General features: G+C 65.3%; 13 protein-coding genes and 1 pseudogene. 2 read left to right on the top strand and 12 right to left on the bottom strand.

The window, feature by feature from the left end:
* Positions 1 to 109: 109 nt before the first annotated feature.
* From lpdA to phhA, 10 genes are all read right to left on the bottom strand, one after another.
* Positions 110 to 1,504 (bottom strand): dihydrolipoyl dehydrogenase, encoded by a 1,395-nt coding sequence (lpdA, locus tag GGR45_RS08140; RefSeq protein WP_175311596.1) that lies wholly within the window; start codon positions 1,502 to 1,504, stop codon positions 110 to 112.
* Between the two features lie 110 nt (positions 1,505 to 1,614).
* On the bottom strand, positions 1,615 to 2,850 hold the full coding sequence (gene odhB / locus GGR45_RS08135) for a 2-oxoglutarate dehydrogenase complex dihydrolipoyllysine-residue succinyltransferase (RefSeq protein WP_175311597.1): 1,236 nt from the start codon (positions 2,848 to 2,850) through the stop codon (positions 1,615 to 1,617).
* 108 nt (positions 2,851 to 2,958) lie between these two features.
* Positions 2,959 to 5,940: a 2-oxoglutarate dehydrogenase E1 component gene (locus GGR45_RS08130; protein ID WP_175311598.1), complete on the bottom strand. Its 2,982-nt coding sequence runs from the start codon at positions 5,938 to 5,940 to the stop codon at positions 2,959 to 2,961.
* Positions 5,941 to 6,071: 131 nt separating this feature from the next.
* Positions 6,072 to 6,956, bottom strand: coding sequence for a succinate--CoA ligase subunit alpha (gene sucD / locus GGR45_RS08125; protein WP_042484035.1), 885 nt, complete (start codon positions 6,954 to 6,956; stop codon positions 6,072 to 6,074).
* 53 nt (positions 6,957 to 7,009) lie between these two features.
* Positions 7,010 to 7,312 (bottom strand): GIY-YIG nuclease family protein, encoded by a 303-nt coding sequence (locus GGR45_RS08120; protein WP_217497968.1) that lies wholly within the window; start codon positions 7,310 to 7,312, stop codon positions 7,010 to 7,012.
* 52 nt (positions 7,313 to 7,364) lie between these two features.
* Positions 7,365 to 8,327, bottom strand: a complete 963-nt coding sequence (gene mdh / locus GGR45_RS08115) for a malate dehydrogenase (protein WP_056436995.1) — start codon at positions 8,325 to 8,327, stop codon at positions 7,365 to 7,367.
* Between the two features lie 121 nt (positions 8,328 to 8,448).
* Entirely contained in the window at positions 8,449 to 9,573 is a 1,125-nt protein-coding gene (zapE, locus tag GGR45_RS08110) for a cell division protein ZapE (RefSeq protein WP_175311599.1), read from the bottom strand.
* Between the two features lie 215 nt (positions 9,574 to 9,788).
* Positions 9,789 to 10,568, bottom strand: a complete 780-nt coding sequence (locus tag GGR45_RS08105) for a succinate dehydrogenase iron-sulfur subunit (protein WP_175311600.1) — start codon at positions 10,566 to 10,568, stop codon at positions 9,789 to 9,791.
* Positions 10,569 to 10,676: 108 nt separating this feature from the next.
* Positions 10,677 to 11,252 carry a ClpP family protease gene (locus tag GGR45_RS08100; protein WP_175311601.1) on the bottom strand — a complete coding sequence of 192 codons (576 nt, stop codon included), beginning with the start codon at positions 11,250 to 11,252 and terminating at the stop codon, positions 10,677 to 10,679.
* 62 nt (positions 11,253 to 11,314) lie between these two features.
* Positions 11,315 to 12,187, bottom strand: coding sequence for a phenylalanine 4-monooxygenase (gene phhA, locus GGR45_RS08095; protein ID WP_175311602.1), 873 nt, complete (start codon positions 12,185 to 12,187; stop codon positions 11,315 to 11,317).
* A gap of 74 nt (positions 12,188 to 12,261) precedes the next feature.
* Here phhA and GGR45_RS08090 point away from each other — a divergent pair, with 74 nt between their 5' ends.
* Positions 12,262 to 12,897, top strand: a complete 636-nt coding sequence (locus GGR45_RS08090) for a TIGR02117 family protein (protein ID WP_246358114.1) — start codon at positions 12,262 to 12,264, stop codon at positions 12,895 to 12,897.
* Positions 12,888 to 13,247: pseudogene (locus GGR45_RS19900) on the top strand (esterase/lipase family protein); the annotation flags it as partial. The gene GGR45_RS08090 and the pseudogene GGR45_RS19900, both read left to right, overlap by 10 nt.
* A 50-nt stretch (positions 13,248 to 13,297) precedes the next feature.
* On the opposite strand, the gene GGR45_RS08085 reads toward GGR45_RS19900, so the two are convergent.
* Positions 13,298 to 13,513, bottom strand: coding sequence for a hypothetical protein (locus tag GGR45_RS08085; protein ID WP_175311604.1), 216 nt, complete (start codon positions 13,511 to 13,513; stop codon positions 13,298 to 13,300).
* 74 nt (positions 13,514 to 13,587) lie between these two features.
* Complete coding sequence (locus tag GGR45_RS08080; RefSeq protein WP_175311605.1) at positions 13,588 to 13,899, bottom strand: hypothetical protein; 312 nt, start codon at positions 13,897 to 13,899, stop codon at positions 13,588 to 13,590.
* Between the last annotated feature and the right edge of the window lie 12 nt (positions 13,900 to 13,911).

Raw genomic sequence — 13,911 nt, 5'->3', positions numbered from 1 at the left:
GCTGTGCATGATCCCCCGCTCCTTGCAGGGGAGGAGTTGGGAAGGCCTATAACAAAAGGGGCGAGCACCTCGCGATGCCCGCCCCCTTCTTTCTTCCCGCGAAGCCCGATCAGATGTGGATCGGCTTGCCCTGCACCGCCATGGCGGCTTCCTTGAGCGCCTCGGCATGGGTCGGGTGGGCGTGGCAGGTGTACGCGATGTCTTCCGACGTCGCGCCGAATTCCATCGCCTGTGCGGCCTGCGCGATCATCGTGCCAGCGAGCGACGAGATGATCCACACGCCCAGCACGCGGTCGGTCTTGGCGTCGGCGATGACCTTCACGAAGCCGTCGGTGTCGCGGTTGGTCTTGGCGCGGCTGTTGGCGGCGAAGGGGAACTTGCCGACCTTGACCTCGCCCTTTTCCTTGGCGGCTTCTTCCGACAGGCCGACACCGGCGATCTCGGGCATGGTGTAGACCACGCTGGGAATGACGTCGTGGTTCACGATGCCGGTCTGGCCCGCGATATTCTCCGCCACTGCGACGCCTTCGTCCTCGGCCTTGTGGGCGAGCATCAGGCCCGGTGCCACGTCGCCGATCGCCCAGACGCCGTCGACATTGGTCGCGAAGTCATGGTCGATCTCGACCTGGCCACGGTTGTTCAGCTTCACGCCAGCAGCCTCAAGGTTCAGCCCATCGGTGTTGGGCTTGCGGCCGATCGCGACCAGCACGGCGTCGGCCGACAGCGTTTCCGCCGCACCACCCGCCGCAGGTTCGACCGACACGGTCGCGCGGTCGCCCTCGACGGTGACGCCGGTCACCTTGGTCGAGGTCTTCAGCTCCATGCCCTGCTTCTTGAACAGCTTGGCCGATTCCTTGCGGACCTCGCCGTCGAAGCCGGGCAGGATCTGGTCGAGATATTCGACCACCGTCACCTTGGCGCCCAAACGACGCCAGACCGAGCCCAGCTCAAGCCCGATCACGCCGCCGCCGATGACGACGAGATGCTCGGGCACCTTCGGGAGAGCCAGCGCACCGGTCGAGTCGACCACGACCTTCTGATCGATCTCGACACCCGGCAGCGGGGTCACGACCGAACCGGTCGCGATCACGATGTCGCGCGCGGTAACGGTCTGGTCGCCGACCTTGACCGTGCTCGCATCCTGGAACGCGGCCTTGCCCTTCAGCCAGGTGACCTTGTTCTTCTTGAAGAGGTACTCGATGCCGCCGGTCAGTTCGCCGACCGCCTTGGTCTTTTCGGCATGCATCTGGTCGAGGTTGAGCTTTGCGCCCTCGATCTCGACGCCGAACTTGGCGAGCGCACCGTGGCTGGCTTCCTCGAACAGCTCCGAGGCGTGGAGCAGCGCCTTGGACGGGATGCAGCCGACATTGAGGCAGGTGCCGCCTAGCGTCTCGCGCGCTTCGGCGCACGCGGTCTTCAGGCCCAGCTGCGCCGCGCGGATCGCCGCGACATAGCCGCCGGGGCCAGCGCCGATCACCAGGACGTCATAGTCATACTCAGCCATTTGTCTCTCCCGTTCCCCGGCTCCGGGGTCCAGCCTCGCGGGCGCGCCCGCCTTCAAACAATAGGAACGGACCCTCGCGGTTGCGAGGGTCCGTATAGATCACAAAGCGATCAGAGGTCGATCAGGATGCGGGTCGGATCCTGGATCGCGTTCTTCAACGCGACGAGGAAGGTCACCGCCTCGCGACCGTCGATGATGCGATGGTCATAGGACAGCGCCAGGTACATCATCGGGCGGATGACGATCTGGCCGTCGACGACGACCGGGCGTTCCTCGATGCGGTGGAGCCCCAGCACCGCCGACTGGGGCGGGTTGATGATCGGGGTCGACATCAGCGAACCGAACACGCCGCCGTTCGAGATGGTGAAGGTGCCGCCCTTCATCTCGTCCATCTTCAGCGTACCGTCCTTGGCGCGCTTGCCGAAGTCGCCGATCGTCTTTTCGATGCCCGCAACCGTCAGGTCCTGCGCATCGCGGATGACCGGCACGACCAGGCCGTTCGGGGCCGAGACGGCGACCGAGATATCGGCATAGTCGTGATAGACGATCTCATCGCCCTCGATCGAGGCGTTGACCGAAGGAATGTCCTTCAGCGCCATCGTCGCGGCCTTCACGAAGAAGCCCATGAAGCCCAGGCGGACGCCATGCTTCTTCTCGAACAGATCCTTATACTTGGCGCGCGCCTCGATCACCGCGGTCATGTCCACGTCGTTGAACGTCGTCAGCATCGCGGCGGTGTTCTGCGCTTCCTTCAAGCGCTTGGCGATCGTCTGACGCAGGCGCGTCATCTTGACCCGCTCTTCCTTGCGCGCCGAACCAGCGGGCGCAGCGGCCGGAGCAGCGGCGGCCGGAGCGGGCGCGCTCGACTTGTTGGCGGCGGCGGCGGCAACATCTTCCTTGGTGATGCGGCCGTCCTTGCCGGTGCCCTTGATCGTCGCGGGGTCGAGGCCATGCTCGAGCACCGCACGACGCACCGACGGCGACAGCGCGGCGGGCGAGTCGCTCGACTCGTCAGCAGCGGGTGCAGCGGCGGGAGCAGGAGCCGGAGCAGCCGCCGGAGTTGCGGTCGCGGCGGGCGTCGCCGCTTCGGTCTTGGCCGGGGCCGAGCCACCGGCATCGACGGTCGCCAGCAGCGCGCCGACCTGCACCGTGTCGCCGACCTTGACGGCATGTTCGCCCATGACACCCGCCACCGGCGAGGGCACCTCGACCGAGACCTTGTCGGTCTCCAGGCTCGCGATCGGCTCATCGACCGCCACCGCGTCACCCGGCTGCTTCAGCCATTCGCCCAGCGTCGCTTCGGAGATCGATTCGCCCAGTACCGGGACCAGAACTTCAGTCGCCATTTCCATTTCCTCCACCCGGCGAACCGGGGTTCTTACGCGGGCGGGCAAAACGCCCGCGCCAGATTTCATCCCTCCCCGGCTCGGTCACGAACCGGGGAACTCGGTAAGTCAGTCCGCCGCCTGCGTGGTGGGCTTGGCGGTCGTGTTGCTGCCCTCGGCGCGCGTCCGGCGGATTTCGTCGCGGACATTATGGCCCAGCGCATCTGCGACCAGCGCGCCCTGCTCGGCGGTGTGGCGCTTCATCAGGCCGGTGGCGGGCGATGCCGCCGCTGCGCGACCAGCATAACGCGCCCGCTTCACGCTCGCACCGGCCTCGGCCAGCGCTTCCTCGATCAGCGGCTCGACGAAGAACCAGTAGCCATTGTTCTTCGGCTCTTCCTGCGCCCAGACCACGTCCTGCAGGTTCGGCATCCGCGCGATCCGCTTGGCGAGCGCATCGCTCGGGAACGGATAGAGCTGCTCGACGCGCACGATCTGGGTCGTGGTGTCGCCCGCCGCGTCACGTGCCTCGATCAGGTCATAGGCGACCTTGCCGGTGCACAGGACCAGACGCGTCGTCGCTTCGTCGGCGGCACCGTTGGTGTCCGACAGCAGACGACGGAAGTGGCTGTCGCCCTGGAAGTCCTCGGCCTTCGACACCGCCAGCTTGTGACGCAGCAGCGACTTGGGCGTGAAGACGATCAGCGGCTTGCGGAAGTTACGGTGCATCTGGCGGCGCAACAGGTGGAAATAGTTGGCCGGGGTGGTGCAGTTCGCAACCTGGATATTGTCGTTGGCGCAGGACTGGAGGAAGCGCTCGGGACGTGCGGAGGAGTGCTCCGGCCCCTGCCCTTCATAGCCATGCGGCAGCAGCATCACGAGGCCGTTGGCGCGAAGCCACTTGGACTCGCCGGACGTGATGAACTGGTCGATCATGATCTGCGCGCCGTTGACGAAGTCGCCGAACTGCGCCTCCCACAGCACCAGCGTCTTTGGATCGGCCAGCGCATAGCCGTACTCGAAGCCCAGCACGCCATATTCGGACAGCGGGCTGTCCAGCACCTCGAAGCTGCCATGCTCCACGGTCTTCAGCGGCACATATTTGTGCTCGTCGGTCTGATCGACCCAGACCGCATGACGCTGCGAGAAGGTGCCACGACCCGAATCCTGGCCCGACAGACGGACGCCATAGCCTTCCGACAGCAGCGAACCGAAGGCCAGAGCTTCGCCGGTCGCCCAGTCGAAATTCTCGCCGGAACTGAACATCTGGCGCTTGGCGTCGAGCACGCGGTTCAGCGTCTTGTGGACCTGCAAGCCTTCGGGGATCGTCGTCAGCGTGCGGCCGATCGCGTCGAACAGCTTCTTGTCGAGGCCGGTCTCCACGTTGCGGCGACCCTGATCGCTTTCCTTCGGCGCCGACAGACCCGACCAGCGACCGGCGAACCAGTCGGCCTTGTTGGGCTTGTAGCTCGCGCCCGCCTCGAACTCGCCCTCGCAGCGCGTGGTGTACTGCTTGATATTCTCGTCGACCCAGGCCTGATCGACCACGCCCTCGGCGACGAGGCGCTTCGCGTAGGTCTCGGCGACACCGGGGTGCGAGCGGATCTTGTTGTACATCAGCGGCTGGGTGAAGCCCGGCTCGTCGCCCTCGTTATGACCGAAGCGGCGATAGCACCACATGTCGATCACGATGTCGCGGTGGAACTTCTGGCGGAACTCGATTGCCATCTTGGTGGCGAAGGTCACCGCCTCGGGATCGTCGCCATTGACGTGGAAGACCGGCGCCTGAACGCCCTTGGCCACATCCGACGGATAGGGCGAGGAACGCGCGAACTGCGGCGAGGTGGTGAAGCCCACCTGGTTGTTGATGATGAAGTGGATGCAGCCGCCGGTGTTGTAGCCACGGATGCCCGAGAAGCCGAGGCATTCCCAGACGATGCCCTGGCCCGCGAATGCGGCGTCACCGTGGATCAGCACCGGCACCGACGCCGCGTGATCGGTAAGGTCGCCCGCGATCGTCTGGATCGCGCGGGTCTTGCCCAGCACGACCGGGTTCACCGCCTCAAGGTGCGAGGGGTTGGCGACCAGCGACATATGGACCTTGTGGCCGTCGAACTCGCGGTCGGTCGAGGTGCCGAGGTGATACTTCACATCGCCCGAACCGCCGATGTCATCGGGGTTGGCCGAGCCACCGGCGAATTCGTGGAAGATCACGCGCAACGGCTTGGCCATCACATTGGCCAGCACGTTCAAACGGCCGCGATGCGCCATGCCGAACACGATCTCGCGCACGCCCATCTGGCCGCCGTACTTGATGACCGATTCCAGCGCGGGGATCATCGACTCGCCGCCATCCAGGCCGAAGCGCTTGGTGCCGACATATTTCTTGCCGAGGAACTTTTCCCACTGCTCGGCCTCGATGACCTTGTTCAGGATGGCCTTCTTGCCATCGGTCGTGAACTCGATCGCCTTGTCCTGGCCTTCCATCCGGTCCTGGAGGAAGCGACGCTCCTCCACGTCCGCGATGTGCATATATTCCAGGCCGACATTGCCGCAGTAATTCTTGCGCAGCGTCTCGACCAGCTCACGAATGGTCGCCCATTCGAAGCCCATCGTGCCGCCCAGATACACCTTGCGGTCGATATCAGCGTCGGTGAAGCCGTGATACTCGGTCTTCAGATCTTCCGGAAGCTCACGCAGGCCGGACAGGCCCAGCGGATCGAGGTTCGCCGCGAGATGGCCGCGCACCCGGTAGGTGCGGATCAGCATCTGCGCGCGGATCGCGTCACCCGCCGCCTTGACGATGTCGGCGGTCGAGGGCGCCGCAGCAGCAGCGGCGGCCGGAGCGGGCTTACCACCCTTGGCGGGCTTGGGAGCCGGTTCCATCTGGGTCGGGTCGAGGCCCGCGGTCAGATCGTCGGTCGAGGTGAGCGGCCAACGCTTGTTCTGCCAGCTGGGGGCACCGACGCCCTGCTCCAGACCTTCGAAAAAGGTCCGCCAGCCCGCATCGACCGACGACTGGTCGGCCTGATACTTGGCATAGAGCGTTTCGATGAAAGCGGGGCTGACGCCCGCCGCGATGTCGCTGAATTCCTGGCCTTCGTAGCCCATGAGACGCTTCCTCGACCGCCCGTCTTATCAACTCATCGCCACCCCGGCACATCCGCCTGGGGTCCGCAGCCGCGAGCGGCCCGCCTGCCGCCACGGACCCCGGCGGTTGTGCCGGGGTGACGCGATACGCCTTACTTGTTCAGCACCGACAACAGCGTCGAGCCGAGCTCCGACGGCGAAGCCGCGACCTTGATGCCGGCCGCTTCCATCGCCGCGATCTTGTCCTCAGCGCCGCCCTGGCCGCCCGAGACGATCGCACCGGCATGGCCCATGCGACGGCCCGGAGGCGCGGTGCGGCCCGCGATGAAGCCCGCCATCGGCTTCGAACGGCCACGCTTGGCCTCGTCACGCAGGAACTGCGCGGCTTCTTCTTCCGCCGAGCCGCCGATCTCGCCGATCATGATGATCGACTGGGTCTCGTCATCGGCCAGGAACAGCTCCAGCACGTCGATGAAGTTGGTGCCGTTGACGGGGTCGCCGCCGATGCCGACCGCGGTCGTCTGACCGAGCCCTGCGTTCGAGGTCTGGAACACCGCCTCATAGGTCAGCGTGCCCGAGCGCGACACGACGCCGACCGAACCCTTCTTGAAGATCGAACCCGGCATGATGCCGATCTTGCACTCACCCGGCGTCAGCACGCCCGGGCAGTTCGGACCGATCAGGCGCGACTTCGAACCCGACAGGGCGCGCTTCACCTTGACCATGTCGAGGACCGGAATGCCCTCGGTGATCGCGACGATCAGCGGGATCTCGGCGTCGATCGCTTCCAGGATCGAGTCGGCCGCGAAGGGCGGCGGCACATAGATGACCGACGCATCGGCGCCCGTCTTCGACTTGGCTTCGGCGACGGTGTTGAAGACCGGCAGGCCGATATGCTCGGTGCCGCCCTTGCCCGGCGTCACGCCGCCGACCATCTGCGTGCCATAGGCCAGCGCCTGCTGGGTGTGGAACGTGCCGGTTTCACCCGTCATGCCCTGGGTGATGACCTTGGTGTTCTTGTTGACGAGGATGCTCATCTGCTTTTCGTCCTTACCGCCCCGGCGCAGGCCGGGGTCCAGTTGCGATACGGTTATGGGAGTGCGATGCGATCATACAGGTCGTCCCATTCGGGATTGAGCCCTTCGATCTCCCGTAGCTTCCAAAGCCGCTTCCAATTCTTCATCCGCAGCTCGCGTTGCCGCGCTGCTTCCCAGCTATCATGCACCTCGTACCAGACGAGCAGATGACAGTGGTTGTCCCGCGTGAACCCAGCCACCACGCCGTTGCGGTGTTCCCACACGCGCCGCGGCAAATTGGTCGTCGAGCCGATATAGATCGTCCCGTTGCGACGGCTGCCCATGATGTACACGAAGGCTTGTGCTTCGATCACCATGGCCAACCCAACTGGGTCCCGGCCTTCGCCGGGGCGGTTTCATTCCTTCAAATTACGCCAGGCTCTCGTCGATGCCCTTGCAGGCGACGAGCAGTTCCTTGACCGCGTCGACCGAGACCTGAAGGTTCGCCTTGGCCTCGTCCGACAGCTTGACCTCGACGACCTTCTCGACGCCGTTCGCGCCGATCACGACGGGCACGCCGACGTACAGATTGTCGATGCCATATTCACCCGACAGGTGGGCGGCCGCCGGCAGGATGCGCTTCTGGTCGTAGAGATACGCTTCGGCCATCGCGATGCCGCTGGTGGCGGGCGCGTAATAGGCCGAGCCGGTCTTGAGCAGCGCGACGATCTCGCCGCCGCCGCCACGGGTACGCTTGATGATCTCGTCGACCTTTTCCTTGGTCGAGAAGCCCATCTCGATCAGGTCGCTGACCGGGATGCCGCTGACCGTCGAATATTCCAGGACCGGGACCATCGTGTCGCCGTGGCCGCCGAGCACGAAGGTGTTCACGTCCTTCACCGACACGCCGAACTCTTCGGCGAGGAAGTGCGAGAAGCGCGCCGAGTCGAGCACGCCCGCCATGCCGACGACCTTGTTCGCGGGCAGACCCGAGAATTCGCGCAGCGCCCAGACCATCGCGTCGAGCGGGTTGGTGATGCAGATCACGAACGCGTCGGGCGCGTTGTCGCGGATGCCCTCGCCGACCGCCTTCATCACCTTCAGGTTGATGCCGAGCAGGTCGTCACGGCTCATGCCGGGCTTGCGCGCGACACCGGCGGTGACGATGATGACATCGGCGCCCGCAATATCGGCGTAGTCGTTGGAGCCCTTGATATTCGCGTCGAAGCCTTCGACCGGGCCGCACTGCGACAGGTCGAGCGCCTTGCCCTGGGGCACGCCCTCGACAACGTCGAACAGGACGATATCGCCCAGCCCCTTGAGCGCGGCGAGGTGCGCCAGCGTGCCGCCGATGTTACCGGCGCCGATCAGCGCGATCTTCTTGCGAGCCATTCCAATCCTACTCCGTAGTGGACGTGCGTGATTGGTCACGCGGCCTACGCCTATATGGACGTCGGAGCAACCGTTAATCCGCAGAGTTTAAGATTTTAAACGATAATGGTTCGCAAGTGCATTAGGGCTTCGTTGGCCCTTCCCCGGAGCCATGCCCCTGGGCCAGATATTCCTCGGATCGCATCTCTTCCAGCCGGCTGATCGTGCGTTCGAACTCGAACCGGCCATCGCCGGTTTCATAGAGTTCGGCGGGCTGCGCGTCGGCTGCGGCGAGCAGCTTGACCTTGTGTTCGTAGAGCGCGTCGATCAGCTGGACGAAACGCGCCGCCTCGTTGCGGTTCTCCGGTCCCAGCTTGGGAATGCCGACCAGAATGACGGTATGAAAGCGCCGCGCGACCGCCAGATAGTCCGCCGCGCCGCGCGCCTCGCCGCACAGCCGCTTGAACGAGAAGACCGCCACGCCCTTCAGCGCCTTGGGGACGTGCAGCACGCGCCCGCCGACCTTCAAATCCTCGCTGGGGACGTGCGCGGCATCCTCGACCGGATAGTCGGTCAGGCGGAAAAAGGCGGCCGAGAGCGTCATCGTCGCCTTCGGCCCATTGGGCACCAGCCAGGTGTCCAGTCGCCCCAGCCGGTCGCGCCGATAGTCGGTGGGGCCGTTCAATGCCAGCACGTCCAGCCGCGCCTCGATCAGCGCGATGAAGGGAAGGAAATGCTCGCGGTTGAGGCCGTTCTTGTAGAGATCCCTGGGCGGCCGGTTGGAGGTGGTGACGATCGTCACCCCCGCCTCGATCAGCGCGGTGAACAGCCGCGACAGGATCATCGCATCGGGGCTGTTGGTCACCATCATCTCGTCGAAGGCCAGCAGCCGCACCTCGTCCGCCAGCGCGGCGGCGACGGGGGCGATCGGGTCGCCTGCCTGCTTGGCCCGCTCGGTGGCGATGCGGGCGTGGACCTCCAGCATGAACTCGGCGAAATGGACCCGGCGCTTGGCCTCGATCGCGACATGATCGAAGAACAGGTCCATCAGCATCGACTTGCCACGCCCGACATCGCCCCACAGGTACACGCCCTTGGGGGCAGGCGCGCCCTTGCCGGTCAGGCGAGCGAACAGTCCGGTTTTGCGCGGGGTTTCCAGTTCGGTCGCGAGTTGTTCGAGTCGCGCAGCGGCGGCGGCCTGTTCGGGATCGGGGCGGAGCTCCTGCGCTTCGATCAGGCGGCGATAGGCGTTGAGGATGTCGGGCATGTTGGGGGCGATGTCTGCCGTGGCCTCTCTCGCGTCAAGTCCCACCCTCACCCTTCCCGCGCGCTTGCAGCGGGTGGGTCCCCTCCCTCTCCCACTGGGAGAGGGAGGGAGGCGCATAAGCGCCGGAAGGGTGAGGGCGGCTTGGCGATCGGAGGAGAAATAAAAAAAGGGGGCCGTTCCCGACCCCCTTTCCGTTTTCATCGAAATGGCCCGAATCAGATGACCCGCTCGGCTTCCATCTTCTTGATCTCCGCGATCGCCTTGGCCGGGTTCAGACCCTTGGGGCAGACATTCGCGCAGTTCATGATCGTGTGGCAGCGATAGAGGCGGAATGGATCCTCCAGCTCGTCCAGACGCTCGCCGGTCATCTCGTCGCGGCTGTCGGCCAGCCAGCGATAGGCCTGGAGCAGGATCGCCGGCCCCAGGAACTTGTCGCTGTTCCACCAATAGCTGGGGCACGAGGTCGAGCAGCAGGCGCACAGGATGCACTCGTACAGCCCGTCGAGCTTGGCGCGGTCATCGGGCGACTGGAGCCGCTCCTTGCCCGAGGGGGCGGGCGACACGGTCTGCAGCCACGGCTTGATCGAGGCATATTGCGCATAGAAGTGGGTGAAGTCGGGAACCAGGTCCTTGACCACGTCCATGTGCGGCAGCGGGGTGATCTGGACCGTGCCCTTCACATCCTCGATCGCGGTGGTGCAGGCCAGGCCGTTGCGACCGTCGATGTTCATCGCGCAGGATCCGCAAATGCCTTCACGGCACGAACGGCGGAAGGTCAGCGAGCTGTCCTGCTCGGCCTTCATCTTGATGAGCGCGTCGAGCACCATCGGGCCGCACTCGTCCAGATCGACCTCGAACGTGTCGTAACGCGGATTCTGACCCGAATCGGGGTCGTAGCGATAGACCTTGAACTTTTTCAGGCGGCCGCCGGTGGTCGCCTTGTGCGTTTCGCCCTTCTTGATGACGCTGTTCTTCGGCAGGGCAAATTCGGCCATGGTCACAAACCCGCTGGATGGGCCGACAGGCTGTCGGCAAAGGATCGACCCCGCCGATACATGACAGGGACGCTTGTCGCAAATGTCTTGACCGATTTAGGCGCTGGCTCAGATCACATCAAGCACGAGGCCCAGCTCATGCGCCTCCTCGGCGTCGATATACCAGTTGCTGCGCGCCTTTTCCCGAAGCGTCTCGAAGCTGACCTTCGATCCGTTGACGATGGCGCGGAACCCCTCTTCCTGGATCAGGACGGATTGCTCGATTTCGTGCAGCTTGGCCCTGAGCACGACGGGCAGGTTGGTGAGCGGGCCGGACAGGTCGATGCTGCCACTCATCTGCCGCTCGTGCAGCATCAATCGGGTGCCGCGCGTCAGGAAACGGGTTTCGACCGGAAAGGCCGACATGAAGGTCGCCCCGGCCGAATAGACCGCGACCTTGCCCAGAAACAACGTCTCACGACCGGTATGGTCCCGCAACAGCCGGATCGAGTCGCCCATCGCGCGCGCCATTTCCGGATCGCCGCCCAGCGTGGTGATCGACACGACCAGCGGACCGTCGGCGGGAGCTGCCGCGAGTTGGTCGTTGAACCTCGCATACATCACTTCATCCACTGTGCCGTACAGCTGGATGTGCGGGCGGGCGAGCAGCGGGTAGTTCACCGCGTTGTTGGGATGGTCGTGCATGGGGCTGCGAACCGGGGGCGCCGGGGAAGGTTCCGTGTCCCCTTCGGCCCAGCGCACCGCCTTCAGGGAGCGACCTTAGCCCGTGCATAATCCTGCGTGCCGCGGGTCAGCACCTCATCACCCTCCACGATCGCCGCCACCGGGATGTCGGGCAGCGCCTTGATCTCCGCATAAAGCGGCGCAAAATCCGTCTCCAGCGTGGTGCGCAGCAATTCCTCGTAACTCGGGATCACGAAGTAGTTCTGCTGGAAATCGTCGATCCGATATTCCGTCCGCATGACGCGGGCGAGGTCGAAGCCGATCCGGTTGGGGCTCGGATCCTCCAACGCAAAACGGCTTTCCGAATAGCTCGACACGATCCCCGCGCCATAGATGCGCAGATCGCCATCCTCGCGCACCAGCCCGAACTCGACCGTGTACCAGTAAAGCCGTCCGAGATATTTGAGCGCATCCATGCCCAGCGCGCGCTGGCCACCGCGCCCATAGGCGGCGAGATAGTCGGCGAAGACCGGATCGGCGAGCATCGGCACATGGCCGAACACGTCATGAAAGACGTCCGGCTCCTGAAGATAGTCAAGCTGGTCGGGCCGCCGGATGAAATTGCCCGCCACGAAGCGGCGATTGGCCATATGGTCGAAGAACACGTCATCCGGCACCAGCCCCGGCACCGCTACCACCTGCCACCCGGTCAGCTTCATCAACCGCTCGGACAGCTCCTCGAAATCAGGAATGCCCGGCCGCGAGAGCTTGAGCACGTCGAGGCCCCGCAGATACGCCTCCGACGCACGGCCCGGCAGCAGCTTGGATTGACGCGCGAACAGCGTATCCCAGGTCGCATGCTCCTCCGCCGTATAATGTTCCCAGCCCTGCGGGATGGTCCAGTCGGCTCCGGCGCCTTCAGGCGGGGCGGCGAGAACATGGGTATCCTGTGCCATTCGCGGAGCCTATCATGTTGATGGTGACAAATGAAACCATATCGTGGCGACGCCTTGGGCGGGTTGCAAGGGGGTTGCTCGCCGTTATCGGCCTGATCCTGTTCGCCTATATGGGCTTGGGGCTGGCGCTCGGCACGATCCCGCGTGAGACCGTGGCGATGCCCGCCGCAGGACCGGACGCCGTCACCATCTTCGTCGAGTCGAGCGCAATCCACACCGCGATCATCGTGCCGAAACAGGCGGCGGGCGTGGACTGGCGCGACTGGGCGCGGCCACAGGATCTGCGCGATCCGCGCTATGCGGGTTTTCCCTTCCTCGCCATCGGTTGGGGCGAGGCGGGCTTTTTTCGCGAGACGCCGCATTGGCGCGACGTACGGCCGGGGACGATCCTACGCGCGGCGCTGGGCAGCGACCGGACGCTGATCCATGTCGATCATCTGCCGCTGCCCCGTGCCAATGGCAACGATGTGCGAATGGTCCGCCTGTCGCCGCAAGCCTATCGGCGGATGGTCGCATTCATCCAGTCGAGTTGGCGACGGGGCGCGCCGCATTATTCCGGCTATGACGTATATGACGCCTTTTACGAGGCGACGGGGCGGTACAGCGCACGCCATACGTGCAATAGCTGGACCGGCGATGCGCTGGCGGCGGCCGGGGTGCGGATGGGGTGGTGGACGCCCTTTCCCTGGACGGTGATGACATGGCTGTGATCCCACCGCCGTCCAAGGCGCTCTGGGCCGCCGAACTGCCGCGCGCGCTGTGGATGGGCGCAACCTGGTGGCGGCACCGCGCGGCCCTGGCCGCTGCCCCGGCAGGAGACGGGCGGACGGTGATGCTGCTGCCCGGGCTGTTCAACAGCGACCGGTCCAACATTGTGCTTCGCCGCTATCTGACCAGCAAGGGGTACCGCGTTCATGACTGGGGCCTGGGCCGCAATCTGGGAGTGCGCAGCGTCGGGCTGGATGCCGGGCATCTGATCGCGCGTATCGAGTCGCTGGCGAGCCATGGCCCGGTAACACTGGTCGGCGTCAGCCTGGGCGGGATCATGGCGCGGATGGTGGCGCAGGCGCGGCCCGACCTGGTCGCGGGCGTCATCACCATTTCCTCGCCCTATGCGGGGCCGGCCCGCGCCACCAATGTCTGGCGCCTGTTCGAACGGTTGACCGGCGAGCGGGTGGACGATCCCGCCGTCGTCATGCGGTCGGCGGCGATCGCCGGGCCGCTGCCCTGCCCCTCGGCGGCGATCTGGAGCCGCAGCGACGGGCTGGTCGCGGGCGTGATCTGCCGCGACGACACGACCCGGCGGTCGAAGTCCGCTGCAGCCACTTATGGGTCCAGCACCGGCCACAGGTGCTGGCGGCCGTGGCGACCATTCTCGCGGGATGGCCGCGCGTCACTGGTCAGTCATTGGCGGCGCGATAGCCGTCATAGCCCTGCGGCTGGCCCTGATACGGGTTCTGACCCTGACACTGCTCGGGATGCTTGCGGCACTGTTTTTCATATTCGCGACGCTCGCGCCCCTCGCGCGCTTCCTTCTTGCGCATCTTGCGGCCGTAATTGCGATCCGCCTCGTCCTGGCTGGTCGTGGTCCAGTCGACCACCTGCCCCGCTGCCTGGAACGGCGCCTTCACCACGCTGGCCACCGTCTTGACGCAGCCTCCGGTCGTCAGCGGCAGGGTCAGCACGGCGAGTTTCAGGACGAGGTTACGCATGGATACGGGGTC

It is taken from the genome of Sphingomonas zeae (genome assembly GCF_014197135.1).
In the GTDB taxonomy this organism is placed as follows: domain Bacteria; phylum Pseudomonadota; class Alphaproteobacteria; order Sphingomonadales; family Sphingomonadaceae; genus Sphingomonas; species Sphingomonas zeae.
The sequence above is the reverse complement of the archived record's forward strand: the minus strand, read 5'-3'. Positions and strand labels throughout refer to the sequence as shown.